Source organism: Chryseolinea sp. T2 (assembly GCF_037203685.1).
Taxonomy (GTDB): Bacteria; Bacteroidota; Bacteroidia; order Cytophagales; family Cyclobacteriaceae; genus Chryseolinea.
Window position 1 is genome coordinate 394,116 of sequence record NZ_JBBCAU010000008.1, and the last position, 24,584, is coordinate 418,699.

Sequence of the window (24,584 nt, forward strand, 5' to 3'; positions counted from 1 at the left end):
GAATTAAGAGTTAAGAATTAAGAATTAGCTGGCGGCTATACGCCGCATGTGACACGACTTTTGGTCGTGGATGTCACGTTGTTGGATGACGTTGTCCCTGGATGAAAAAAAGGTAAGGTCGCAGGTTTTATCCGACGCCGACGCGGATGACGAACTTCGTAAAATGGCCCAGTTCCGACTCAACGTGGATGGTGCCGTTAACCTTGGCCAGCGTTTCCTTCACTATAAACAAACCGAGTCCTGATCCCTTTGAGCTGTCGGTGGCGCGGAAGTACATGTTGAAAACTTTGTCGAGATATTCCCGACGTATGCCGATACCGTTGTCTTCGAGCGTGAGCTCCCAGTAAGTGGCCGTCGACGCACTTGTGAAACGGATCCAGTTGTCGTCCTTGAAGCGGTCGCGGTACTTGATACTGTTGCTGACCAGATTGTGAAGGACGACTTTGATCCGTGCCCGGTCTGTCGTGATGTTCAGTGTATCGTCGATTTGATTGATGAATCGAAATCTGGACGCTTCCTGCCAGAATGCCAGCTCATTCACCACTTCGTCTACCAAGGTTTTCAGCAGTACATTTTCATAATTAACCAGCACGTGCGTATTGCGGGCATAGTCAACCATGCTTTTGATAACAGCCTCGAGCTTTGTAATGGTTTGCCTGATGAAAGCCGTGTACTCGTAAATCTTGGCAGGCTCCTTTTCCATGTTGATCAGCTGGACAAGGCCGTTGATAGATTTCAGCGGTGCAGATAAGTCATGCGAGGCGCTGTAGACGAAGCGGTCTAATTCAAAGACTGTTTTATTCAGATTGCTGATCGTATTGTTTAATTGTTCAGTGCGCGCCTCGACGGTCTTCTCAAGGGTCGTGTTGATGTGTTGTAATTGTTCGCGTGCCTGCAACAGGCTCTCCTGTTGATGCATGATATGTTCATGCTGCGCCATCAGTTCTTCGTTCTGCGTCTGTATTTCCTTATTCTTTTCAAATATTTCAACCTGGTGAACACGAAGCTGTTCATTCATAAGATTGATTTCATCGAGGTGGGTCTGTAATACACGATTGGCTTCAAAGATCGCGTGAGTCCGTTCTTCAACCTTTTGGGCCAGAATCTTTTTCTGACGAATCAGGAATTGTATTCGTAGCCGGTGGAAAGCAAGAGCGAGCAGCACAAGCGCTCCAGCCAGGAATATTTTAAAGGACATGGCCTGGTACCAGGCGGGGATGATGACTATTTCGAGAGTGCCTTCGTTGACTGACGTGTCGCCTGGTCTGCGGGTATTCCGAACGTGAAGGACGTATCTCGCGGGTTCAAGATTTGTGTATGATAATAGTCGCCGGCTTCCGGCGGGTTGCCATTCTTTATCAAATCCTTCAAGCATGTATTCGTATTGACGATCGTCCGTGAAATCGAAACGAAGTGGTGAAAATTGTACGCTGAATGAATGCTGATCGTAATTCAACATCACCTGTTTTGCTATCACAATGTTTTCACGAAGAACAGAGGACGCTCCAGGATACTGCTCCTCGTTGTTTACATAAAAGCGTGTGAAGACGATCGGAAAGCTGGACTCGTTTTGCCTGAATTCATTTGGGGCGAAGAAACTGACACCGTGGATATTTCCGAAGGCGATTTGTCCGTTGCTCAGGCCAATGCCGCTACCGTTGTTAAACTGGATGGCAGCGATACCATGCGCTCTCTGATAGTTTGAGAAGCGATGGTCGGACAATTCTAAAGCGCTAATGCCGGCGTTGTGACTTATCCAAAGGCGGTTTAAGCTGTCCAGTACAATACTATGGATACTGCTATTGGCAAGGCCGTTTGATTCGTTATAGAGTTCGCTTGTTTTACTGCTGGTGTTATAGGAAACAAGTCCTATGCTGGGGACACCTGCCCAGATTATGTCACCGTTGCCGATACCAATTGAAGTAACTGTTGTGGCAGCGTTGAGGTGATTGGTCAATACCGGGTGATATTCAGTGCGTCCTGCTTTCAGGAAATTGAGACCCCCTACATCTTTTGCAATCCATACGTTGTTCTCCGGGTCGATCGTTATTCCATGAATGCGATCAATCGTATTGGGGTCAGTATCCGGTCCTCTCGTGTATACAGCCTCTCCGTTGCTGATAGTATAGCGATACAGACCCTGGTCAAATGTGCCAACCCAAAGGTTACCCAGCCCATCCGTGGCGAGCGCCATAATTTCTGTGCCCATGTCCACATCGTTTGAAGGTTTAATTCTCTCGAGTGTCCGTGTGGCTTGCCGATATCGGAATAGTCCCTCGCCCCAGGTTCCAATCCAAAGGTTTTGTTCTTTGTCAACGGCCAAAGCCTTGATCTTATCGACGACGGGCGGGACTGGTAATTTGGAAAGGGACGAGTCTGGTTGACTACCCAGTTGTCCATGATAACGATACAGCCCTCCGCCGTCCAGGCCTATCCAGATGTTGCCAAGTTTATCCTGGGCAAGCGCGTTTACATTGCCAAGGCCCGTACCCGATCCCCCAGTTGCATCAATGGTAATAGAGCCAAAGTTCAGCGCGTTCTTATTGTAGATGTCGACGCCTTCGTAAATAGTGCCGATCCAGACCTTATCATCCCGATCCACGTACGCTGACTTCATGATGTTACCGTGAATTCGCGTCCGATCGGCGGCGCCAGGAAGAAAGGTCGTTATGCTAAGATTTGAAAACGGATCAATATCTGTTCGGATAAGACTCAGTCCGTTGTCAGCAGCAATCCAAACATTTCCTGTTGCATCTCCAGTGATGGCTGCGACGAAGTTGCTTCGGATAGTTTTATTGTCAGTTCCATCACCAATCTGTATCCGTCGGTTATTAGCAGGGTCATTAATGACCACACCGGACTTGTATGATCCTGTCCAGATCAGTTTCCTCCGCCGATCAACGTAGACGGTAATTGCATCGGGTATACCATTGGCAGGATGTACATAACTTTTGCCAGAGTCAAGATCATACTTGAAGAGGCCTTCGGAGTTGACGCTAACAATAAGATTGGAATCAAGATCATGTGCAATGGCAACAAATCGGGTTAATCGTCCTTCAACCGTGTCGGTGACAAAGGGGACTTTCGTTATACGAATTGAATCGATGTGAGTAACCTTGGTACGAAAGAATCCATCCGTACCCACATACAAGTAACCGTCGCGTGCTTCCAGCATTGAGCGAACAGTGACCCGCGGTGATTCATCTTCGCGTGAGGGCAGGGGAACGGCTTTGAAATCGTCTGTCTTTCTTCTGTATACGTAGAGTCCGCCATCCAGCGTGCCTATCCACAGATTATGTCGCTTGTCTTCAACTAATGAAAGGATGAAGTTACTGCCGAGGCTTGTCGGGTCACCGTCGATTTTCCGATAGACTTTTATGGATTGTCCATCGTAGCGATGGAGGCCGTCCTCAGTTCCTATCCACATAAATCCCTGGAAGTCCTTCACGAAAGCCCTGACGTTGCCGTTACGGAGACCATCGTCTATTCCGAGGTTATTAAAATAGATCGTTTGTGCCGCGAGGGGAGAAGTAATCAGTAGCAGAGATATGAACAGTACGGCCCGACGATTCATATTATAAGATAGGTTAAGGAATTGATAATTGACAATTGATAATTGACAATTGTGAGGAGCGGAGGCGTTCGCGGAGAAAAGTCTACATCAAGTTAATTGACAATTGATAATTCATAATTGATAATTGGTGGGGGCGGCCGCACCCCCGGGATGTGACATGTTGGGAGGAGCATTGTTCACCAGCTTTGCACATTGATTGAGGCGACGTGTGCATTCGATACGTCTATGTTCCTGAGTCACAATGCGCTTAGCAATTGATTTGTTGTGAGCGCCATCATTCACAATACGTTCATTGACTTCATCGGCGTGCCTGATGACCATCAGATGCATCGTGATGAATCATTGACAGCTGTTGGTAATGATAGGATGTATTGTCATTAGTTAGGCAGACACACTGCATCGACCAGGACGCGAACATTTGTGGAATAATTGATGCCAAGAGATCCGCCAACACTGCCGCTTAAATCCTTATACCAGAAGACATATAAATGTTTAAACTCCTGTAAATTTAATTTGCTTAATTTATTGATTATAAGTATCTTAGCAGTGCACTGATATTCTTAATTTCGGTCATATGAGTTGTATCGCAACTCGTTTTTTAGTGCGTCAAGGCATTATTTTTTCATCGGAATGCCTTTTACGATCTGTTTTCAAAGAAAATAACCCCATAATACGGAAAAGGCACGGACTAATCACGGAAGAAGCACTGTAGATCTTGTCTGTATGTTGTCTATTGCCCTAGGCTGGAGCCGCATAAATTGCTATATTCAGGAGACCAGCCAATTAGCTCGAATTCAACCCTATTTTATCACTATCAAAACCCTCATTTTCTTATGCCCTTCATGAACAATCCAGCTATGTATGGCACGCGCGGCATGCTTGGCAAGACCCTCGTGTACAAAGATTGGTATGGACGTACACTCGTGACGAACAAGCCAAAGAAGCGAAAGTCGATTTCCGAAAAGCAGGTAACTACTATTGACAACTTCAAGAGTGCGACACGATTCGCGAAGAAGTTGATGAAGCTGCCTGAAAAGAAGGCCTTATATGAACGCGGCATTAATGAACGACAGAGGAGTGCCTATGCTGTCGCGTTGAAGGATATACTGAACAAGCCTATCATTGAGGAGATTGACATAAAGGATTACAACGGCCGCGCTGGTGAAATGATCCGGGTGCGTGCGTTTGATGACTTTATGGTAATGTCTGTGATTGTTACTGTCCGAACTACCAGCGGAAACCTTGTTGAGACTGGACACGCTCAGGCGCGTGGAAAAAGAGGTTTATGGAGATTCATGACAACTACTGGGATACCGGACGCTAAGGGATTGATGATAGTTGCCGAAGCCAAGGATGTGGCGGGAAATACCGTTCTGAAAGAAATCGGGTGCATTATTGAACAGCGCCAATAATCACAACTGGACGGGTAGCAGGTTGTGATCCTTTACAAACACTGTATGATCATTCCAGCGGACCTTATACCAGACATCCACTTTACCGACGATCTCAAACTTGTGTCCTTCTCCGACAACGGATACAACGGATGCGCCAGCCGACGGGCCATCCAATAAATATGTGTTTGGTTCACCGATGATGCCGGTAGAAATCTTTTCACCAAAGTTTACATGGACGATCATGATGGCCAGCAGGAAGAAGGCCACAGTGCCTGCGGCGATTGAGCGTTTGCCTTTTCGTTTCCAAAATACAACGAGAGCGATACAGAAAAGAACGATGGCGCCCAGGGTAAGCGATATTTGCTGATGATAGTCGTGGTAGAACGACAGCGCCAGGTCAGCGTCTGAGGTATTATATCCTTCAAGGTCAAACTTTGTTGCCAGCTCTTCCATCTTGTCGAGGGCGCCCTTGTCGCTGGTGGCGAGGTAATATAGGTTCAGATAATAGAGAGCTTTTCCCGGGTGGTTTAAGCCTTCTTCGATGTAGGCCATTTTCAGAAGCATGGCAGGAGTGTACTCATGCTGGTCGAGGATTTCGCGGTAGTGCTCGAGTGACTGGGTGTATTGCTTTTTGTCGTAGAGGGAGTCGGCCTGCGACAGGCGAAAACCCGTTTTTTGGGCCAGGGCGGGGGTTGATGCAACAATTACAATCATCACCACAATTTTGCACAGCCACCTTTGTATATTTTTCATATCCTGCTACCTTTGCGACCTCAATTACGGAAATGGCTAGAAAACGGCCAAGAACGAAGTTGAAATGAGTGATCTCCGGGTTTGTCGTGTGGTTAGTGAAATTGGTTGATTAATAGGGAGATAACTTAAAATCGTGGCGTCCAACGTTTTGGCGTAGGGGGTCAAGATTCCGTAGCTCAGTTGGTAGAGCAATACACTTTTAATGTATGGGTCCTGGGTTCGAGTCCCAGCGGGATCACTTCAAATAAGGTCTAAGAAGCTAATTATAAGCAACTTAGGCCTTATTTTTTTGTTTCCTGCGGACACATTTGCGGACAAAAGTTCAGTTTTAACATACCTGCGCTACGCGGCTACCTGGTTGTAGTTGTCTTCTGTGCTTAACTGGCAGCGCTAAAACTAATTGAACTATAAGAAATTGTTTTCCTCTAAGGCTTTCATGGGCCAATGTTGATTTTTAGCTATAAACATCTAAGTTTAATTATTTAAAGTAGTTACCCCTTAACAGCCTCATGACCAAGCAGGATTTAAACTGGTACGCTAACCAAATAGTAAAGCATGACCCCAAAGGAGTCTCCGTGAAGGTTGACTTAGAAAAACAAATTATTTCATACTCTCCTAAACTTAGAACCGACGAAACGAGTCACAAAAACATAACTCCCGAGGAGCTTGTCCATGCTCTGGTTCTGGCCATGCTTTGCTCTAAAAAATACGGATACCAAATTGAGTCTATATATCACGAAAAGTATTTTCGCCATGGCAGTGCAGGTTCCCTTAGTGACGAAGTCGATTTCATGATTTATGACGAGGATGAGTTGCCTTATGCCCTGTGGGAAATTAAAGAACCGCGAGAATTTAAATCTAAGGCTGCTGAAACAATTGAGTTTCAATTGTTCGGAACAGCACTCTTGACAGGCGTGCCCAAGTATCTCGTTTATGCAACGGTTTTTCCAGAGGGTGAAACCGCAGTGCTGTCACTTCAAACCATTAACTACACGGATTATCAGTCATTTCAAAGCTGGACTAATGCGGATAGTCCGGCTTACAATCAATTTCCGATTAAGTATCAAGATATTGATTACGAGCCGCTGCGAAATGGCGGTAGCAATGACTTGCGAACTGATTGCACACAGGCGGATTTTCGTGGCGTTGCAGCGACTTTTCACAATGAGTTTTTTGGAGAACACGCTGATAACTCGTTGTTCATTAATTTGGTAAAGTGCCTGCTCGCAAAAATATATGATGAAAGGACCACCGTCAAAAATGGCGTGTATAAATTCCAAGTCCTTCAAAAAAATGGCAAACCTGAAAGCGCGGAAGAGGTCTTTAAAAGGATAAATGAGGAGTTATACATGGTAGCGTTTAAACGTTACATTGATCCTGTTGCAAAGGAAAATGACGAAATAAATCGTGGTGAATTTCCACCTGAGAAGGTCAAGACGGTGGTAAAGGCGATCCAATCGATGTCTATAACGAAAGGTGCATCTATTCATGGTGATGTTATCGGAGCATTTTTTGAAGAGATCTTGCGTTTCGGATTTAAGCAAGACAAGGGGATGTATTTCACGCATGACAATCTTGTCTCGTTCATGTTACAAGTTGTTGATTTAAATGGCTTGGTCGAAAAAGTCTGGAGTGTATCGACGCATCCTGATAATCGCTTGCCTTACATCATCGACCCTGCGTGCGGATCGGGCACATTTTTGCTAAAGGCGATGAATACGATTACTGGCTACGTAAAACGGAATTCAAATGCTTTTAAGGCTGACCTTGAGGCGGAGGAGTTCTTTAATGCGAGACTTTCCGAATCAAAACCTAACTATTGGGCTGAAAACTTCATCTATGGGATGGATCCCAAATTCATTATGGCCATTACAGCAAAAGTGAATATGGTGCTCCACGGTGACGGATCGGCACACATCTATAAGTACGATGCTTATAAGGATTTTAATTCATATGAGGCGTCGAACCTGCGCCCCGCGCCTGAAAAAAATCGAGCAATTAGTAAAACAAAGTATCCGTTTGAGACCTGCGAAAGTTTCGATTTGATTGTTTCCAATCCGCCGTTTGGCGTATCACTAAGCAGCGAAACCAAGTCGAAATTGTCGAAGGTTTTCAGCCTGAAGGAATCGTTGCCCAGTGAGGCATTGTTTATTGAGAGATGTTTTCAACTCTTGAAGCAAAACGGTCGCATGGCGTTGGTACTGCCGGAGTCAATTCTGAATTCTGGTGATAATGCTGAGGCCCGGATATTTTTATACCGAACCTTCAAGATTAAGACGATAGTGTCATTGCCGCGAAATATCTTTAAGGATACACCGACGCTTTGCAGCCTCTTGTTCGCGCAAAAGAAGACAACCGCTGAAATTGCGACATGGGATGAAACATGGGAGGCGGCCGAGCATTTCGCCCGCACAAAGGTTAAGCTTGCTAAAAAGTTTTTGTCGGAATTAAAGATGAATAAAGCCAAGCTAACGCCGGCGGCCGTTAAGGACCAGTTCATTTCAATGCTTTCCCCAGTCGTTTCCAACACTGATTGGCTAATAAAGCGGGGGAAAAATCCATCCGTTCAAAGAATCAATTTTGCTTTAGGTAGTTTGACATCAACGCAGGTAGTCAGTAAGTGCATAGCCATGTTGGCGACAGCAGGATTTGAACAACTAATTACCAATTATTGTTTTAAGGTGGTTGCCGATAAACTGAATTACAGCTTTCCGGCTTATGCTGTTGATGAAGTAGGATACAAGCTGAGCAATAGAAAAGAAAAGATCAGGCCGAACCAGCTATGTAAGTTTGTAGGACTAACGAGTAAACTGGAAAAGCCAAACTTGCATTTAATGGACGAGGACTTTGAATTAGTGATCAACATTAAAAAACCACAAACGGTGCTTGACCACATTAAAACGAAAGTAAAATGGGATTGATATTTGACGAGCCCTTAAATCCGCAGTGCCTCTCAATCGACCTAAAAATGATTGCAAAAAGTCATTCGCTTCGTTGTGATGCAAAGCAAGCACAGGACCGATTCTTGAAGTTCGATGCATTCATAAATAGCATTGAAAGTTTCGAGGTTGGCGATGTGCTACCGAATCCAATTATTAAGGGAATACAGCCGTCCTATATAGAGGAAATAAATGTATCTGGAGTTCCTGTTGTTAATACTTTGGCCATTCAAAACATGCAGATAAATGTTTCTGACTGTCGATTTATTACGGAGGAAGACTTTGACAGCATTGACGAGGAACGGAAGTGCCGACAGAACGATATTCTTTTGACTGTCGATGGGGGCACGAGTATTGGAAAGGCTGTATTATTTTCCTTGGAAGGCGATTTTACGATTGATAGTCACGTTTCTATTCTGAGGCCAGTTGGAATCAAGCCCGTTGTCCTGGTTTATTTGCTGGCCTCCCCAATGGGTCAAATACAGTTTAAGCGTGCCGAGTCAGGCGCGAGTGGACAAACGGCGGTAACAGAGGAAGATATCAGACGTTTCAGATTTCCGTTGGTTAACCTTAATGCACTTGAAAAGGAGGTTAATAAGATGGACAAAATGAAAAAGCAAGTTGAATTTCAAAAGAGCAAGCTGGATAGCGACCTTGCAACGGCCTGGTTGAATTTCAACGACAAACTTGCGGGAAAGTAGCGCGTATATAGTCAAATAGTCTAACTCGGAAATTTAGTTTTGATTTTTGTTAAGAACTGCGCCAATTCGGTTCCGAAACGTGCAGGTTGTTTTATTTCGTCGTAGATAAAGACTCTTGCCTGATCGGATTCCAAGTCGCCCGTAAGTAGCTCAAATGCCTCGTATCTCTTTGTAACGTTCAAATCGAAAAGACGTATTAGTCGTTCAACATCTTTCCAGCCCTCATCGCGCAGCTTTGCATTTTTGCCGGTTTTGTATTTGCTGTAGGCAAAGTAGAAATCAGAGTAGATTTGGTCGAGTATGTTGTGCAGTTCTTTCCATTCTTCGTTCGTCATACTGCTGGGATTACTTTTAAACAAGTCAGGCTGAAGGGAACGTTTGCCGATTGCTCCTTGAATAAGTTAGGAAAACCGGATTGAATTTGAAATGCCGGCGGGGTAACTTCAACAAAAATACATATGAGTAGAGCACTATATGACCAATTTAATGAAGTTGCTATGGCACCGGTTGTTATACTCCTCAGCGAGGCATGCGCAAACTACTTACACGAAATGAAGAGTAACAAGGAGAGGCATATTGATAAAGCAGAGGAAAATTTGCGCCTGGCTGTTGAAAATTGCGTTCGCTGCTTAAACAAAAAATCCGAACTACGTGACGAGTTGAACTAGATGACATCCTTTCACTTCCGGGGTCGGGGGAAAAACTGTCGCTTTATGATTGCGGGTAGCGTGGGTGAATTTTTTACAGTGTCCCGAATTGCCTCCAGTTCGTCGGCGGTGCAGTGACCCATCAGATTTTCGATATTTTCCTTTATGCTGTCACGAATTTCAGAAATGTCGTAAACGTAAGGTTCGTTGCAGTCAATGTAGGAATCGTGTTCAAGAAATTTTCTATCCTTCGTCTTCTTGAATTTCAAGTGAAGGTCTTGCAATTCAGGGGTCAATGCCTCCACATTCAGGTTGCTATTAATAAAAACTGCTAAGAATTTACCATCCTTTTCAGCAACCAAAATAACTCGTTTATACTTAGGAAGCCTACTTTGATGGGCCCAAAGGGAAATTACATCCCCCGTAGAGATAGCTGACATTTAACGGCACTATTCTGGTTTGTAATTCTTATAGTCTTCGATTTCCTTAATATATTTCAACATCTCTTTATTAGCTCCACCCTCCTTGGCAATCTCACCTTGATCAATGCGGCCATTGGTGGCAGCACTTTGCCACGCCGGACCGTGCGATAGATCCCGCCGTTTCCCATAGTTCATGTTTCGATTCTGTTGGATCGACGTATCCAACGACTTCAGTTCTGAAGGCGAAAAAAAATCCAGATCCACTTCGCCTGCTGGCTGAATTATGTGCGTGCCTACAATTTTTACGAACGCTGCTATCTCTTTCTGCTTTGCGGCAGAAACTCGCTTATCTCGAAGATCCTTAATTAAATCATAGATGGCCGAAGGAACAGGCCCATCATCCATTTTTACATATTTGTCCCTTATGATTGACCGGCCATACGTCGCCAGATGGTCCATGTCCGCCCAATATAGAATCTTAAATGTCTCATGCAGCGTAGATGTCTTCAGCTGCCTCACGACGTACAAAGTGGCATTTAGAGCCTTTTGCTCATCAAAAACTTGCATTGAAACGGGTGTAGTTGCGGATTTTCTCACAATTTATAAACAAAAATCTGTATAAAAACGTGCTTTTTCTATAAAAAGCGGATTCTGGCGCCTTAAAGCCACAATCGATCAATAAAGTTAACTAATTATATTAGACTTTTGCTTTCATTAAAAACTAATTATATTGGTTGAAAAAGATCAAGTAGGACGTTTATAGTGTAAAACAAATGCGTAACAGTGCCGGCATTCACTCCTGGAAAGCGGATAGCAAAAGGCCGCCCCCTTTCGAGAGCGGCCCGAAAACAAAATGCAAGTCTTTATTTCGTTGTTAGACTTTCGGGCCGAGTTCTATCGACTGGCGGTAGCCATGTAGCCCAAACGTTGTTTCTACTCTCTTGGCGATATACAGGCCGTTTCGGTCTGAAATAGTTCTGTCTACTATCTCGACGCGATCACCGTGCCTCACAACAGGACTACCGAACGAGATAAACTTGCCGCGGAAACCAGTAAACCGCATGCGTTCGATCTCTAATTTGGCAAACTCCACCAAATCCTTCTTAGGCACATTGTAGTACGTGAGCGTTCTTAGCTCTCCCTCTGGATCACCAACCTCGACCTCTGTTTTTTTATTGTCGTCGCCGATCGAAATCGCGCGCACCTTTAGCCGAACATTTTCGGCTTGCTGGTAAAGCAAGTCATGCGAGATTATATCCCAATTAAAAGTAAATCGGGGAGGAGGTGTTTGCTGAAGTTCCGGCCACCACGCCAGCCCAACGTACAACGTCCCGTCTCTAAACCATGACCGAAAACTAAAGTCTTTGTTGAGCCTGTTGAGTACTTGCGCGGGTGTTTCTTTTTCCAACCTTATTGTGCCGATCGTTACGTCAGGGCAATGAATTTTGTAGTTAGGCAACATGAACGACAGGAGCTCACGCAATTTTATACTGGTCCGAAACGATTTATTCAGCGCTCCCCTTTTCAATTGATACATTTCATCTTCGCAGCGAAAGACGAGCGGCGTTCCTGGTTTTATGTCTGTTAAGTAGCCGGAAAAAATTAGCTCGTTCTTAAAGTCATAACCCAAATAAATTTTTACCGCGTCTCCAGGTTTAAATATTCCGCTGTCCCCGGTTATTGCTTTGTCCTGGAATTGAAGTTTCCGGGGTAACGTAAGCTGGGCCGTGTCTGTAAGCTGTTCGAATGTACTTTCGATTTTAACCTCGACGACGTTTTTAAATTCGTAGTTGCCGATTTGTATTAAGCAGGATAGTCTTTTCATTGGCTTATGCCGCTAGTTTTCTAGTAATACGACTTCGAATGCGTCTGCATGCGATGCGCCTATAACCCTGGTGGTCGACAGTAATTCTCCAAACATGCCGTGAGCCTTTACGCTTCCAAGCCCCGGAGTTAGACCGGCCGTAGCCCTGAGTATTTAACAAGTCCGCAAGTTTGCAATAGCCCACCTGAACCGTCAACGTTTGGTCTATGCACTGGCCATGGCGAAACGTAAACCGTAACAACTCGTCATCGCCCGCCGAAACGGAAAGGAAGCCTCCGCGCCGCGGTGTTCCGCCTACGTTAATGAATACATCCTGAGTCAAACAAAAGCCCCCGGCGGTTAACAGGGGGCTTAGCGTTTCTCTTATTTCGTTTTTTGTTTTCCCGAGCATTGGCGAAAGGCCAACCCCCAGGAGCATATTCTTAATTTGTATTGTCATTGCATTAAAATCTGTTGATAGAGGTGCCTTTAAATGAAGTGGTTAAACCGATTTCCTCCGTAACGGAAAGTAACGGAAACCTACAGGTCCGCGGCTTTCATATAATGCGCGATGCCAGGAATATTAACGCTCCAGGTCTGTGTTAGGGAGTTGTACAGCATCCAATTTTCCGGCGATCTCATCCCCGTATGTACGCCTGCCGCAAGCTTAGTTATAATTGCATTTACTGCCGTTGCAAGCTCCTCCACATCCTGCACGACTTCGAGACATAATTCACTGCCCTTAGTGATATGACCCGTTTCAATTCGCTGTAATGCGTCTGCAACGAGCGCCACTTGAAATTCTCCCGTCGGCTCGTCCGCTTCGTCGAGTATTTCAACCAATTCGTAAAAGCTGAGGTCTATATCTCGCCGTTGAGCTACGAAAAGTTTAATAGCGGATACAATCGTAGGATTCAATACAATCGTCTTTGGATCGATTAATAGACCACCGACGGTAAATGTTTTGCCCCGCACTGCGAGTGTTTTTAAAAACTCAGCGCCCGCCTCATTGTTTATCACGTCGCGAATGTCTGTCATCGTTGGGGACGTGACGCCGAGCGTCTTTAAATTTGAATAAAGGCTTTGCAACTTTGCTACTTTACTTGTGCGCATCGTCAATTCAGCATCGATTGCCTCTTGATTTCTGTAAATTTCAACTAATGCCATGTGTGTTTTGTTTAAGTTAATACCCTCGTACAACGCGACGGGTCGTCATCACAGATGTTTTGTATTTGACTGACAGCGTCTCGTAAATCTGTGTTATACGAACCGGCTGTTTAGCGTTTAGTTGCTCCGCCATGAGCATTGAGAAGTCGCGCTCCATTGAGCGGTTCCTCCTTGCGAGTCGTTTGGCTGCCTTCATGCAATGCCCTCCACGGGGCGGCTACCCGTTTTTAAAAACTCAATGAGGGCAGACTTGCTAAAAACTACTTTGTTTGACGACGGCACCTTTATAAAGGGCAGTTGTCGTTTGGAAATTTTCCGGTCGAGTGTTCGTCTTGCGATACCCAATAAGGAACACACCTCCGCCGGAGTTAAGATTTCATCGCTCATAAAAAGATGGAATTATTTGTTAGAAAATACCTCTTACACGCAGTGGATACGCAATAGTTACCCAGGTCTGCGCAAAGTGTTCATGTTTTAAAAAAACTTTGTGGACAGACCGCGCAATCCAGTTATTTAGTTAGTTATTTTTTTATTTCTTTATTTATAGCATTGCTGGGAAAATGCTGCAGCATCAAAAAAGTGTGCTGCTGCATAAAAACAGCATTGCCGCAAGAATGCTATTGCATGAATAACAACAAGAAAGGCCCCGCTGTTTGCAGAAGCCTTTTTAATGCGTCGTTTATATGAGGTCTTATTTCTGCGCCAATACAGCTACAGCAGCGGTAACGGATTCGGTCGGAGTCGCTTCACCCGCGCCGTTAAATGAGAGTCTGCCTGTGTGTATTGCAGTCGTATGTTCGTCGAGTTTGCCCAGGAACATGGCCGTTTGAATCATTCGGAATTCCAGGTTTTCCCGATCAACCTCGTTGAGCGCTTTCCACCCATCAGAAGCGGTTGCCATCGCGAGCAGCTCTAAAATGTCCGTTCCCATACTGAAGCCCGTATCGAGCAATAAATAATCAGACAGAGAGTTGAGGAGGGCGTGTTTCGGGTGCAGTTTAGCGACTTTCATTTTTTTTATTTTTAGGTTACGCTCGGAGAATTACAAAGCTCCGGCCAATAGCCCAAACGTTGCAGATGTGAAACGGCGGCGCTCTCAACGACTCGAAAATCAACCATGCTGCTAAGGCGGCTCGGCAGCGCGTCCCATTTTGGCTCTGAATTTTCCCATTATCATGTTTTACAAACATGTGTTTAATAATTTAGGCGGCCGTCGTATATTAGTAACCGCTATGAAATTCGTCGCATATTACCGTGTTTCCACGCACCGGCAAGGCGCTTCGGGCTTGGGACTCGACGCCCAAAGACAGACTGTCCAGGACTTCATTAAAGGCGATAAGAGACACGTTCTTGAATCGTCGTACAAAGAGGTCGAAACGGGAAAGAATAACGCGAGGGCCGAGCTAATGAAGGCGCTAAGCCATTGTAAAAAGTCGGGCGCTACGTTGTTGATTGCAAAGCTCGATCGCCTTTCTCGTAATGTTGCTTTTATTTTTACCCTACGCGATTCCGGCGTGCCATTCAGGGCGCTTGATGTCCCAGACGCAAATACCTTAACGATAGGAATATTCGCGACGGTAGCACAGCATGAAAGGGAAATTATTTCAGCCCGAATAAAAGACGCTCTTGCGGCTAAGAAGCGACGAGGGTTCAAACTTGGTACTCCTGCAAATCTCACGGCTAAAGCGATTAAAAGAGGGATGCAAGTACGGATAGAGAATGCCCGAAGCAATGAGAACAATCAGAAAGCTAACACGCTAATTCAGTCGCTTAGAAAGCAAGGCATTTCATTCGCCGCGATCGCGAGCGAGCTGAATGCGAATAATTTTACTACTAGTAGGGGAAACCAGTTTTATGCCGGCAGCGTTGAGCGCCTATTCAAGCAATTCCGACGCTACAGGCCGGTGCGATGACCTGCGTCGACAGATTTGACGACCTAGCTCGACAATATTGTCGATGGCCCAAGCACGACGATTAAACTCCACTTTCCTTTTGTTTTATTTCCTTTCATTTATAGTACTACGTTCGTAGCGATATTTTCTACGTTCGTACTACGTTCGTAGCTTTTTTCTGTACGATCGTGTTACGTTCGTAGCGCTTACGGTATTTTCAACGCAATAATCCACTCTCAACTAATTGTTTCTGGCGGTTTTTGGGGTGTGCTAACTTCTATTTCTCAAAAAAAATCAGTCCATCGCGCAGCGATGTTTATTGTTGCTTTTTTAGAATGACTTTCTTGTAAAGCTTTATAGTATATGACGCACTTGAAGCATAGGACGAGCGCAGATGCAAACAAACTCGTACGCAATTAATTCCAAGCAGTACGTTTATTAGTTCTTAATACGATTGTAACGCGTTCGTACTACATTCGTAGCCCATTTTCTCTACGTTCGTAGTTTTTTTCTGTACGATCGTACTACTATAAAAGCAAAGGAAAGGAAATTAAAATAAATACTACACGCTGCGCGTGCGTCGGTTTTGTTCGTTGCCGAGTTTTAAACACGCGCTACATTTGTATCACGCAATTCAAAATCAATCTGGTTGTTAAGGGTTAGCCGCAGGCGTTGTTGAGTTTCCAGCCTCGCGCTAAATTTTGTATAGCAAGAGGTTTTTCTGGTGCGCAGTGTATCCCTTGCCGAGTTTCATACGCGCAATACATTTGTTCACCGCGGCCGAGATTGAATAGGATAGCACAATGGCCGCGATACCACACAATAATTCACATTTAAATGAAGAAGGAAAGGTTTTTTAAAATTTATCGCAGTTTGCTTTGTCTTATCGATCTAAGTTTCGACCAAAAGCTCGCCGTCGCCGTCGTTGGGATGGATCTGCCTAACAATGAGCAGCTCCATGCCTCCTACATTGCGAATCGGCTGGGATGGAGCCGAAAAAAAGCGTTAGAAGTTATCTATTCACTGCCGCGACACATTAGGTCGGAGGATTCGGAGTGCGAATACGTAGAAGAAACAGTTTACAGGTTAACCGAACTCGGTGTTCGCATCTATGGAAATGATAATGGCGGTTATGTCGAAGTGCCTGAAGGAATCGCGGGCGCGAAGTTCATTTTTGGAACGAGGGTTACAAGCTTTTATAAATTACTTATATCTGATATTCAAAATCATCATCGGGACGGAATGGAATACAGAAAGAAGAGCAATACAATTTCAAGGGAGTTTGGAATAGATCCGGGCAAAAAGGGAAGGAGTTGCGTAGTGGCCAACGCTCTTGCATCCATAGAGAAGGGAGGATGGATAGGAAGAGAAGTAAAGAATGTACCGAACAGTAACAAAAAGCGTCGGAGAATATGGATTACGTCCCGCACAAAGGACTTAGTGACCTTTGGAGAGGACGCGGTATCGGATATTTATTCGCATTGCGTGAACGTGTTGCCAAATCAGGGTGAAGTTGAACGCGTGGAGTATCGCCGGGAGTTCTGGAGGAAAGCAAATGAGCCCAGAGTGTCAGATGGCGAGATACACGCACAGTTCGATCGATTACTCGCGGCCTACGGCGACCGGGGAAATAAAACAGTCGCTCGAAAATTCTGGAATGGACTGAAACAGGAGGAGCGCGATGAGATTGAGAGCGCCGTGGTTCCGTATTTAGAAGCCACCAACAAAGGTAGCTATCGAGAGAACTTAGAGGCATGGATCAACCCCCATGATAAATTGTGGAAACGCTTCTATAAGAATCAGACTCCCGCTGAGCAAAGCGATTTTCTGCGGGACGCGGCCTGAATGGTAAGCAATTTTAAAAGGCCATAGACGAAAACTTGAAGGTAGTTGCAGAGTTAGAAATTAACTTGTGCGATCACACGAGCTGAGAAAGTCATTAAGGTCCTTTCGTTCGATCCTAATGAACTTGCCGACCTTGTAAGATTTCAATTCGCCGCGCGTACATATTTCGCGAATTAATCTCGGCTCTAATTGCAGCTCTTCGGCTACTTGGTCTGGGGAAAGAAAAGACCGGGGATTCGTTTCAAGGGCGGCCTCTGCGAGTACCTCACGAAATGCTCGCTTCAGTTTATCGAGGGTAAATGTTAAAATTTCTTGTTCGTTCCTTTCGTTCATCTTCTATAAAATTGATGACGACAAATTGCAATTCCCGCAACGCGTTCGCAATGCGTTATGAGTCGAGCGGAGAATCTCCAGGGGGCGAAGCAAGAGCACACAGTGAATGAGATAATTGTAACCGAACCTACTTCCACGGATGGAGTTTATAAGGTTCATTTAACTTGAATAAAACTAATGAAAAGCAATATTACAAACGCACAAATGACAATCGTTCAAATTACGCGCGAAGAGCTCGCGCAGACAATTAAACAAGCGGTAGAGGAGGCCATTGCTGCCAACGCCGTGAGAAAGATCGACGACACGCTATTGAATCGGGCTGAGACGGCCGAGTACTTTGGCGTAACGCTTCCGACCATAAACGCATGGGAGAAGGCCGGTCGTATTAAGGGAATTCGGTATGGCAGTCGCGTTTACTTTAGAAAAAGTGATCTTTTGAACGCGGCGTAGCACACTTTCGCACTTTGTCATGCTTTGCGCTGAAGCTTGTTTTTGCTATTTTCATAGCTCCAAATTATGTTTCGTTATACCCCACCCTCGATACATACCGACTATCTTAATATGAAAAACTCGTTACTTTCTATTGCTTTTGCCTTAGCCGCCGTTGTTTGTTACGGCCAACCATCCCCGACCACCGAGGAGGAGTACAATTATGTCACCAAAGGGTATCAAACTCAGATAAGCCAGGGCTTGGACATGAAAAAGGGATATTCATTTGAGGACCGTGGGGACGTAATAGCAGGGGACTACAAGTTCTCCTTTAAATACCTAAAGCGGGATTCTAAAAATGAACTCGCCGCCATCTTAGTTGTTGCCAAGTCGTCAGTGTCCGGCAATAGTTACTATTTGTGTATTCCTCACGGAAGTCCTGAATTGACAAAGAGGTACAACGACAGTTTTGTTAACTGGGACGCTTCGATTTTAAAAGCCTATTCCAGGACTTTGTCAAGTTATTTGATGGACGCGACATTACACTAATAGCAAATCGGCCCTAAGCTGCTTTATCGCCCCCTTTCGTAACTTTCATTACAGGCTTTGACACGTTTTGGTAATGCTGCGCAAGGCCCCTTGCCTTTGTCAACTGGTCCGCCCGAACGTATAGTAAAAACGTTTCCTCTTTCCGGTGGCCCGTTATTGCCATGATGTTTTGCACTGGCACGCCGTCGAGGTATAAGTTTGTCGCGAACGTTCGTCGCGCCGTATGGCTCTTGATAAGTTCGTGTTTCGGTAGCTTCTTTACATCTCCGTTTGATCGAATGTCCTCCACTGCATTAAGCTCTGCGGCTTCCGCGGCCTCCTTCATGTAGTCATTGAATTTCTGAACGCTCATGAGCTTCCCGTTGGCTTTAATCACCGGGCACGTAAAATTATATTTCTTCAAAAGCGAAAGTGCCTCAGGCGGCACTGGTACGCTGATGCGCTCCTTGGTTTTACCCTGGACTAATCGCCAATGATAAAGCCCGTCCGCCTCTTTTTTAAAGTTCTCCTTTGTCATTTGCGCCCAATCTGCGAAGCGCTGTCCGAGATAGCAGTTAATAACAAATGCGTCCGCGACTTTTTTCAACTTCGGGCCGAGAGTTTTTTTCGATAGCTGTTTAATCTCTTTTCGCGTGAGGTAGATTTGATCCGTTTCCTCGCGTGTCGCCTCGAAGGACTTCTTTCTAAAAGCCACGTTACTCGTTAAATCGCGGTCCAGGGCCGCAGACATGAACCACTTTAAGCGCTTAATGTGGCCGCCTATGGAGTTGGTCGCCTTGCCCTCGCTGCGCAGTCGCGTGACGAACTTGTCGTAGAAATTCAAGTCGATGTCGTTAAAGTCGAGATTCCGGTTAAATTTCTCCAGGTGGTTAAGCGTTCCCTGATACGCCTTCGCTGACAACGGCTTCATTTCTCCTTTAGCTATCTGCTGCGCAAGGTAAGCCTTAGCGAAACCGAAGAAAGTGTCGGTCGTTTCTGCTCCGCTCGCTTTGTCGATGATGTTTTGAATATCCCCTTTTGAGATCGGCTTATTATCGTTGACGAGCTTTACAACCTCGTCGCTGATCGTTTGTAAGTACTGATTAAAGCCGATACAGTTGTTTTTGTATTTACGAGGGTTCGCCCTACACGCCTTTACATCCCATTTTCCGGCGTCAATTTTCCTGCCGGTGAATACCTTGATTCGTTTCCCGTGATGTAGTAGGCTTAGAAGTATTGGGCTCTCTTGGCCCTCCTTTTTATCGAGATAAAACTTAACCATAATTTGCGGACAGATTAGCGGACAGATTTACGTTGCGGACAGTGCTGCGGACAGATTTACGGACAAATAAGCGGACAGCGCTATTTTATCTAAACCTGCCGAAAACAGCCTCCATTTAATCAAAATAGCCTCTTTTGGCCTTTCGACTGTAAAAATACGGAAAAGCGAAATCTGTTCAAATTAAAGGGTTATAATCCCAGCGGGATCACAACAAAGCCTCAGACGTAAAAATCTGAGGCTTTTTTATTTCTGTTTTAACACGATTGCCAACAATTCGCAATTGGGTATCAATGAGTATTACAGAAACTTCACCTCCAAGCTTGGATCAAATTCCGCGAGGCAAAGGGCACAAGGGTGCGCGTTGTTATTACCGACACGTTGTGGTAAATCCTTTAAATCCAAATGGTCAAAATTGAAAGACCTATAAATAAGAAAAGCCCGAATTAGCCGGGCCTAACTTCATTTGCTGAGGCACAAAAAGACCGCCACCTTTTACAGATAACGTGCCCAGGAAACAAAGAACGATTGCAAGACGCCCGTTCAAAAAAATACGGCCACCCATTGCAAGGCAGCCGATAAACAAATCGTGAGTCAGGTGGTGGATCTAACGTAAAAGCTATACGCGGCATTACGTTTATGAATAGCTAGTTTCGAAACCTCTAACCCACGTTAATCAACGTTTCGTTTATTTGCCGTAGCCCGTTCTTGACTGCCTGACAATTTTGAACTAAGAGAGGTGGCACGATAAACGTTATATTTACTATACTTCACGTCGTTTAACTTCTCTTCGCTGATTACTATGCAGAACAAAGTCGCACTGCCGGTCGCGTTTCGTTTATCACGGGTCAAAGTGGAATACGTACGAGGCTTACAAAGGTAGGGCTATCCGGCGCATACGTTGGCCTGCAAAAGGGAGGATGTTACTATTGCAGAATTGCCGAAGGCGCAAGGGTATGCAACAGGTCAATTTGGAAAAAACCACTTGGGCGATAAGGACAAGTTCTTACCTGCCAATCACGGATTCGACGAGTTTTCGGCAGCCTGTATCACCTCAACGCAGCTTTCGGCAGATTAAGGAAACTCTAAGCGTTTTACCATTCAGTATCCGTTTTATTTGAAGCCGAACGCTATCTTTCGTTCAATGAACGCTTCGCTGATTTATAAAATTGCCTGTTGGTCAAACGGCATAGCACTTATTATTTTTCTGGGAATAGAGATTTTCTGGTTTGTGGAGGAGAGCAAGAAGCTCAAAGAAGCTCTACCGCTGGCAGTAACCTTCGTCCTTTATAATCTACCATTCTTTTTGTTGGGGCTATCCATGTATTTTCAACCCATCCCGAACGCATGGACTGGTGTTTTGCGACTGGTGTTTTTATTGCTTTGCATTCCCATCAATTTGTGGCTGCATTATCATGGCGATAACAATGGTAACTCAGTAGGGATGATTATTGTGGTTTTTCTGTTAGGCGCTGTTCCTTCCGTTGTGATTATGGAAGTTTTTATCTGGTTCTATAATTACAATTACGGCAGATGAAATTGTATGAATATTCTAATCTGCGACGCGGTGCAGCAGGAAACGTAATAGGAGTCCGATGAAGTGAGCGCAGACTAACAAACTGCAAAGTTTTCGGTCGGGGTCAGGGATTTTTAGCACTGCTTTAACACCGGTATGAGAGTCAATGCGAACTGCATGATACACATTAATACTAAAAGGCTTTTCTGATTTAGAATTGGCATCACTTAGCAGTGATCGACACTTGTGTCCTTGTTCCAGCGGGATCACGCACCTGAAAAAAAAAGCCTCTGTAGGAGGCTTTTTTTGGTCTAATGTATGTTGAACAGATCAAGGAATGGCATCACCAGGTCTCGTTTGATACTCGCGCAAGTGTTTCAAGCTTTACTATTTAATTGTACAGATTCGGACAGCAACCTTTCCCGCTGCAGGGAAACGACCTACACCTATTGCAGCTGTGTGATTTAGCCTGGAATATTTTGGATCACTGGTTTCGAAAGAAACGTTTGTTCTAAAGTAATAATCGGAGGGGGAAAGCTCTCCTCCCTTGCCGGCGCCGATCATCGCAGCAACCTTTGCGCCCGCATGACTGTACCCGGAGTAAGTAATGTAGATTAGGGCGCCATCGTCCATCTGTAAAGTGGCGCGACTGTCTACTTTAAAGGTTGTGGAGTCAACTACAAGTCCCCAATCTCCGCCATCAAGTATTTTGCCATTGATTTTGTTACCCTTTACAAGTCCGTCTTTAAATGGAGAAATTACTCTCATTCCTTTTAGGACTGGCCCGACTATCTGTGGCGTATCAAGGTTTATTTCCAGATCGAATAAAAATTCGGATTTCAATTCTTGTGCAATAGTTTGTTGACAGTTCAACAAAGAGCAAATGGATATTATGAAAGTTATTTTGTTCATGTTTGTCGATTTAAAATTGAGTCTGTTAATCTGCTTTGGGTCGGGATAAATCAAAGAAGTTGTCCACTTCACCTATAGCAGTCTTGGTGCATCTGAAAATGATATCATGCAAATCGGTTCCGGAACTATGCAATGGGTCAATCGCTTTTATCAGCTTTGTCCTCATTTTAAAAAGTTCTTCCCTATCAAACTTTGTTGATCCCTTTACAAGGTCAAGTTTCATTCGTTGCTCTTGCTGTTCTTGCTTAGGGTTGAATATTCCATTCAACTGACTGCATTGATCACACGGACCATTTTTATTTACGAGGGCGCACCTGCTATCAAAAGTCTTTGTCATTGTTTCCCTCGCATTCACCAAAAGGTGTTTGACTATGGCCTCAGATTTATCAAGGATATCTGCAATCTCTTTGACAGAAAAATCATAAACATCTTTTAAGATCAATACGATTTGATTTTCAATTGGCAAACTTTTCGAAATGCAAGTGAAACAGAAATCGATGTGCTCTTTCATCTCATATGTTCCCGTCTTAGAGGTCTGGTGAACTGCAAAAAAAGCCTGACCGATCTCTGGAGTATTAATTGCCAAATGTGCTCCCTGATCCTGTGCGTCATCAGGCCATCGCTTTAATTTTCTTAGATGATCGTAAGCCAGGTTGGTTGCAATTCTGAATACCCACGTTTTAAGTGAAGATTGCTGTTTGAAAGTAGCAATCTTATCAAACGCCCTGATAAATGTATCATGTGCCAAGTCGTGGACATCGTTACGATCTGTAAGCAGACGGTAAAGATACGATCTCAATTGAGGCTGAAACTCTGCGAACAATGTTTGAAACGAATTGATATCACCAGCGACGGCTTTCTTTAAAATTTCTTCTCTTTCCATAATTCATAGTTAATCTTATATCGCAAGTTGGCTAAGTGATATTACAGCACATTAAGTTTTCCACAATCCACATCAATAATATGACTGTTGAATATTATTCCATTCTCTGAAGCCAAAAAGGCAGCTGTCTCTGCCACATTTTTCAGAGTTGGCCCGGCATTCAGGATATCGAATTTTTTGTATTGTGAAACCATGTCATCCCTTACAATTCCTAATTGCTGTGAAAAGTCAGCGATCATTTCGGAAATTTTATGCGATTCATAAATGGCACCTGAGCAAATACACATTACTTTAATTCCGTGCTTACCAAATTCCGCTGCCATAACCCTCGTTAATCCTTCAATTGCTGCACATGCTGAAGCAAAACCGGCCATATTAGGTGTCTTGGTCTTCGCCATTGAGGCGTTGAATAGCAAGATACTGCCTTCAGATCCTGATTGGATCATGTGCCTTGCGGCTACCCTTGAAGTGAGGAATTGCGACCCACAGATGCGCTGCAAAGGATTTAGAAATTGATCGAAGGTAACCACTGTTGATGGTGTGCCACTACCCGCGTCTCTGTAATAACTTCCGATCCCATTGAATACAATGTCCAATCTTTTATTGTCCGCAATAACTTTTTGCAAATGCAACTCAATATCCTTTTCATCTAATGCATCCACCTTGCCTGCTTCAGCCTGGCCACCTGAAGCTTTGATGTCATCAGCCAGGTTTGTTACTGCCTTTAGATTACGCCCGGTGACGTATACCTTTGCACCATGTTGTGCGAATGATCTGGCAACTGCCCCGGCAATTTGCCCAGACGCTGCAAATACGACTGCTACTTTGTTTTTTAACATCTCCATATGTTGCTGTTTTCGATTTGGACGTACCAGAGATTCAAAATGATCGGGGTTTACCCGATAATTTTAGCACGCCTTTAACACCAGAATTGATCTCAACCAGGATCGGTGAGTCGAGTTGTTTCCAATTTTTTCTGAGAAGCTACTACCACAATCTTTGCCGAAAGAATTCGTTTAGTTCATGAAAGAGGTTATAAAAACAACTTTGGCAATCGAAGTTGTAAAAATGAACAAATTCCTTTACCCTGTTCTTGTTCTTCTCCTGTCGTCCTGCAGGTTCGTCTATCACCGTGCGCCACATTACCTAAAGACCAAAGGTTATACATTTCGTTACGCAGATCAGTCCACAAACCTGTCTAAAAAATTAAACCTCAATGGATATTACTTCGACACCAAAAGCCGCCGCGCGACGAATTCAGACGGCGGCTATGGGGTCGTCTATTTCTTTGATGATGGAATGGTGGTGAGATGTGTTTCTCCACTTGGGCCACCGGAAAGCAGTATGGAAGATAACCTCAGGGTGATGGATAGCTTGCGTCGAATGGATCAACTGTATGTGTACTTCAATGAACAGCAAGAGTGGGGTTATTATAAACTGATCGGCGATACTATAAAAGTCCAGTTTGTCAAAAGACCTGAATTAGGAGGGTACCTGGCCGGGATTTTAGTACAGGTTAAAATTAGAGTTTTTAAATTTAACCAACTGAAATCCGTATGAAGAAGA

General features: G+C 44.5%; 22 protein-coding genes and 1 tRNA gene. 10 read left to right on the forward strand and 13 right to left on the reverse strand.

Going from position 1 to position 24,584, the window contains the following annotated elements:
- Positions 1 to 127: 127 nt before the first annotated feature.
- Entirely contained in the window at positions 128 to 3,574 is a 3,447-nt protein-coding gene (locus tag WBG78_RS24800) for a two-component regulator propeller domain-containing protein (RefSeq protein ID WP_337329207.1), read from the reverse strand.
- Between the two features lie 842 nt (positions 3,575 to 4,416).
- Between WBG78_RS24800 and WBG78_RS24805 the strand changes: the two genes are divergently transcribed.
- The gene (locus WBG78_RS24805; protein WP_337329208.1) at positions 4,417 to 4,986 is read left to right on the forward strand and encodes a hypothetical protein; all 570 of its coding nucleotides are present in this window, start codon (positions 4,417 to 4,419) and stop codon (positions 4,984 to 4,986) included.
- On the opposite strand, the gene WBG78_RS24810 is transcribed toward WBG78_RS24805, so the two are convergent.
- Positions 4,987 to 5,721 (reverse strand): SH3 domain-containing protein, encoded by a 735-nt coding sequence (locus WBG78_RS24810; RefSeq protein WP_337329209.1) that lies wholly within the window; start codon positions 5,719 to 5,721, stop codon positions 4,987 to 4,989.
- A 165-nt stretch (positions 5,722 to 5,886) separates the two neighbouring features.
- Between WBG78_RS24810 and WBG78_RS24815 the strand changes: the two genes are divergently transcribed.
- The 3 genes from WBG78_RS24815 to WBG78_RS24825 all read left to right on the forward strand — a co-directional run bounded on the left by WBG78_RS24815 (position 5,887) and on the right by WBG78_RS24825 (position 9,361).
- Positions 5,887 to 5,959, forward strand: a tRNA-Lys gene (locus tag WBG78_RS24815).
- 271 nt (positions 5,960 to 6,230) lie between these two features.
- Complete coding sequence (locus WBG78_RS24820) at positions 6,231 to 8,642, forward strand: restriction endonuclease subunit M (protein ID WP_337329210.1); 2,412 nt, start codon at positions 6,231 to 6,233, stop codon at positions 8,640 to 8,642.
- Positions 8,633 to 9,361: a restriction endonuclease subunit S gene (locus WBG78_RS24825; protein ID WP_337329211.1), complete on the forward strand. Its 729-nt coding sequence runs from the start codon at positions 8,633 to 8,635 to the stop codon at positions 9,359 to 9,361. Before WBG78_RS24820 ends, WBG78_RS24825 begins: the two co-directional genes overlap by 10 nt.
- A 20-nt stretch (positions 9,362 to 9,381) precedes the next feature.
- On the opposite strand, the gene WBG78_RS24830 is transcribed toward WBG78_RS24825, so the two are convergent.
- The 6 genes from WBG78_RS24830 to WBG78_RS24850 form a co-directional block, all read right to left on the reverse strand.
- Positions 9,382 to 9,696: a hypothetical protein gene (locus WBG78_RS24830; RefSeq protein WP_337329212.1), complete on the reverse strand. Its 315-nt coding sequence runs from the start codon at positions 9,694 to 9,696 to the stop codon at positions 9,382 to 9,384.
- 761 nt (positions 9,697 to 10,457) lie between these two features.
- A complete protein-coding gene (locus WBG78_RS24835; protein WP_337329213.1) occupies positions 10,458 to 10,997 on the reverse strand; it encodes a Panacea domain-containing protein in 540 nt (179 codons plus the stop codon).
- A 307-nt stretch (positions 10,998 to 11,304) separates the two neighbouring features.
- Complete coding sequence (locus WBG78_RS24840; RefSeq protein WP_337329214.1) at positions 11,305 to 12,255, reverse strand: hypothetical protein; 951 nt, start codon at positions 12,253 to 12,255, stop codon at positions 11,305 to 11,307.
- 519 nt (positions 12,256 to 12,774) lie between these two features.
- Positions 12,775 to 13,401, reverse strand: coding sequence for a hypothetical protein (locus tag WBG78_RS24845; RefSeq protein WP_337329215.1), 627 nt, complete (start codon positions 13,399 to 13,401; stop codon positions 12,775 to 12,777).
- Positions 13,402 to 13,593: 192 nt separating this feature from the next.
- On the reverse strand, positions 13,594 to 13,788 hold the full coding sequence (locus WBG78_RS30790; protein WP_443092800.1) for a helix-turn-helix domain-containing protein: 195 nt from the start codon (positions 13,786 to 13,788) through the stop codon (positions 13,594 to 13,596).
- Positions 13,789 to 14,092: 304 nt separating this feature from the next.
- Positions 14,093 to 14,413, reverse strand: coding sequence for a hypothetical protein (locus WBG78_RS24850; protein WP_337329216.1), 321 nt, complete (start codon positions 14,411 to 14,413; stop codon positions 14,093 to 14,095).
- Between the two features lie 220 nt (positions 14,414 to 14,633).
- Between WBG78_RS24850 and WBG78_RS24855 the strand changes: the two genes are divergently transcribed.
- Together WBG78_RS24855 and WBG78_RS24860 are read left to right on the forward strand one after the other, a co-directional pair.
- Positions 14,634 to 15,314, forward strand: coding sequence for a recombinase family protein (locus tag WBG78_RS24855; RefSeq protein ID WP_337329217.1), 681 nt, complete (start codon positions 14,634 to 14,636; stop codon positions 15,312 to 15,314).
- A gap of 816 nt (positions 15,315 to 16,130) precedes the next feature.
- On the forward strand, positions 16,131 to 17,138 hold the full coding sequence (locus WBG78_RS24860) for a hypothetical protein (RefSeq protein WP_337329218.1): 1,008 nt from the start codon (positions 16,131 to 16,133) through the stop codon (positions 17,136 to 17,138).
- Between the two features lie 60 nt (positions 17,139 to 17,198).
- Here the strand turns inward: WBG78_RS24860 and WBG78_RS30795 are convergent, their stop codons facing one another.
- A complete protein-coding gene (locus WBG78_RS30795; RefSeq protein WP_443092801.1) occupies positions 17,199 to 17,471 on the reverse strand; it encodes a helix-turn-helix domain-containing protein in 273 nt (90 codons plus the stop codon).
- A 177-nt stretch (positions 17,472 to 17,648) separates the two neighbouring features.
- Here WBG78_RS30795 and WBG78_RS24865 point away from each other — a divergent pair, with 177 nt between their 5' ends.
- Positions 17,649 to 17,921, forward strand: coding sequence for a helix-turn-helix domain-containing protein (locus tag WBG78_RS24865; protein ID WP_337329219.1), 273 nt, complete (start codon positions 17,649 to 17,651; stop codon positions 17,919 to 17,921).
- Positions 17,922 to 18,032: 111 nt separating this feature from the next.
- Positions 18,033 to 18,449 carry a hypothetical protein gene (locus tag WBG78_RS24870; protein ID WP_337329220.1) on the forward strand — a complete coding sequence of 139 codons (417 nt, stop codon included), beginning with the start codon at positions 18,033 to 18,035 and terminating at the stop codon, positions 18,447 to 18,449.
- Positions 18,450 to 18,462: 13 nt separating this feature from the next.
- Here the strand turns inward: WBG78_RS24870 and WBG78_RS24875 are convergent, their stop codons facing one another.
- The gene (locus tag WBG78_RS24875; RefSeq protein ID WP_337329221.1) at positions 18,463 to 19,710 is read right to left on the reverse strand and encodes a tyrosine-type recombinase/integrase; all 1,248 of its coding nucleotides are present in this window, start codon (positions 19,708 to 19,710) and stop codon (positions 18,463 to 18,465) included.
- Between the two features lie 1,141 nt (positions 19,711 to 20,851).
- Between WBG78_RS24875 and WBG78_RS24880 the strand changes: the two genes are divergently transcribed.
- Positions 20,852 to 21,244 carry a hypothetical protein gene (locus WBG78_RS24880; protein WP_337329222.1) on the forward strand — a complete coding sequence of 131 codons (393 nt, stop codon included), beginning with the start codon at positions 20,852 to 20,854 and terminating at the stop codon, positions 21,242 to 21,244.
- Between the two features lie 366 nt (positions 21,245 to 21,610).
- Here WBG78_RS24880 and WBG78_RS24885 read toward each other — a convergent pair whose 3' ends face one another.
- Genes WBG78_RS24885 through WBG78_RS24895 form a run of 3 tightly spaced genes read right to left on the reverse strand, consistent with a single transcriptional unit; the run spans position 21,611 to position 23,863 of the window.
- Positions 21,611 to 22,135: a DUF3237 domain-containing protein gene (locus WBG78_RS24885; protein WP_337329223.1), complete on the reverse strand. Its 525-nt coding sequence runs from the start codon at positions 22,133 to 22,135 to the stop codon at positions 21,611 to 21,613.
- Between the two features lie 25 nt (positions 22,136 to 22,160).
- Positions 22,161 to 23,018: an RNA polymerase sigma factor gene (locus WBG78_RS24890; protein ID WP_337329224.1), complete on the reverse strand. Its 858-nt coding sequence runs from the start codon at positions 23,016 to 23,018 to the stop codon at positions 22,161 to 22,163.
- A gap of 41 nt (positions 23,019 to 23,059) precedes the next feature.
- A complete protein-coding gene (locus WBG78_RS24895; protein ID WP_337329225.1) occupies positions 23,060 to 23,863 on the reverse strand; it encodes an SDR family NAD(P)-dependent oxidoreductase in 804 nt (267 codons plus the stop codon).
- 178 nt (positions 23,864 to 24,041) lie between these two features.
- Between WBG78_RS24895 and WBG78_RS24900 the strand changes: the two genes are divergently transcribed.
- Positions 24,042 to 24,578 carry a hypothetical protein gene (locus tag WBG78_RS24900; RefSeq protein ID WP_337329226.1) on the forward strand — a complete coding sequence of 179 codons (537 nt, stop codon included), beginning with the start codon at positions 24,042 to 24,044 and terminating at the stop codon, positions 24,576 to 24,578.
- Positions 24,579 to 24,584: the final 6 nt, after the last annotated feature.

Coding starts and splice junctions, on each gene's coding strand:
- WBG78_RS24800 (WP_337329207.1), bottom strand. CDS start 3,574: ATGAATCGTCGGGCCGTACTGTTCATATCTCTGCTACTGATTACTTCT.
- WBG78_RS24805 (WP_337329208.1), top strand. CDS start 4,417: ATGAACAATCCAGCTATGTATGGCACGCGCGGCATGCTTGGCAAGACC.
- WBG78_RS24810 (WP_337329209.1), bottom strand. CDS start 5,721: ATGAAAAATATACAAAGGTGGCTGTGCAAAATTGTGGTGATGATTGTA.
- WBG78_RS24820 (WP_337329210.1), top strand. CDS start 6,231: ATGACCAAGCAGGATTTAAACTGGTACGCTAACCAAATAGTAAAGCAT.
- WBG78_RS24825 (WP_337329211.1), top strand. CDS start 8,633: ATGGGATTGATATTTGACGAGCCCTTAAATCCGCAGTGCCTCTCAATC.
- WBG78_RS24830 (WP_337329212.1), bottom strand. CDS start 9,696: ATGACGAACGAAGAATGGAAAGAACTGCACAACATACTCGACCAAATC.
- WBG78_RS24835 (WP_337329213.1), bottom strand. CDS start 10,997: ATGCAAGTTTTTGATGAGCAAAAGGCTCTAAATGCCACTTTGTACGTC.
- WBG78_RS24840 (WP_337329214.1), bottom strand. CDS start 12,255: ATGAAAAGACTATCCTGCTTAATACAAATCGGCAACTACGAATTTAAA.
- WBG78_RS24845 (WP_337329215.1), bottom strand. CDS start 13,401: ATGGCATTAGTTGAAATTTACAGAAATCAAGAGGCAATCGATGCTGAA.
- WBG78_RS30790 (WP_443092800.1), bottom strand. CDS start 13,788: ATGAGCGATGAAATCTTAACTCCGGCGGAGGTGTGTTCCTTATTGGGT.
- WBG78_RS24850 (WP_337329216.1), bottom strand. CDS start 14,413: ATGAAAGTCGCTAAACTGCACCCGAAACACGCCCTCCTCAACTCTCTG.
- WBG78_RS24855 (WP_337329217.1), top strand. CDS start 14,634: ATGAAATTCGTCGCATATTACCGTGTTTCCACGCACCGGCAAGGCGCT.
- WBG78_RS24860 (WP_337329218.1), top strand. CDS start 16,131: ATGAAGAAGGAAAGGTTTTTTAAAATTTATCGCAGTTTGCTTTGTCTT.
- WBG78_RS30795 (WP_443092801.1), bottom strand. CDS start 17,471: ATGAACGAAAGGAACGAACAAGAAATTTTAACATTTACCCTCGATAAA.
- WBG78_RS24865 (WP_337329219.1), top strand. CDS start 17,649: ATGAAAAGCAATATTACAAACGCACAAATGACAATCGTTCAAATTACG.
- WBG78_RS24870 (WP_337329220.1), top strand. CDS start 18,033: ATGAAAAACTCGTTACTTTCTATTGCTTTTGCCTTAGCCGCCGTTGTT.
- WBG78_RS24875 (WP_337329221.1), bottom strand. CDS start 19,710: ATGGTTAAGTTTTATCTCGATAAAAAGGAGGGCCAAGAGAGCCCAATA.
- WBG78_RS24880 (WP_337329222.1), top strand. CDS start 20,852: ATGAACGCTTCGCTGATTTATAAAATTGCCTGTTGGTCAAACGGCATA.
- WBG78_RS24885 (WP_337329223.1), bottom strand. CDS start 22,135: ATGAACAAAATAACTTTCATAATATCCATTTGCTCTTTGTTGAACTGT.
- WBG78_RS24890 (WP_337329224.1), bottom strand. CDS start 23,018: ATGGAAAGAGAAGAAATTTTAAAGAAAGCCGTCGCTGGTGATATCAAT.
- WBG78_RS24895 (WP_337329225.1), bottom strand. CDS start 23,863: ATGGAGATGTTAAAAAACAAAGTAGCAGTCGTATTTGCAGCGTCTGGG.
- WBG78_RS24900 (WP_337329226.1), top strand. CDS start 24,042: ATGAAAGAGGTTATAAAAACAACTTTGGCAATCGAAGTTGTAAAAATG.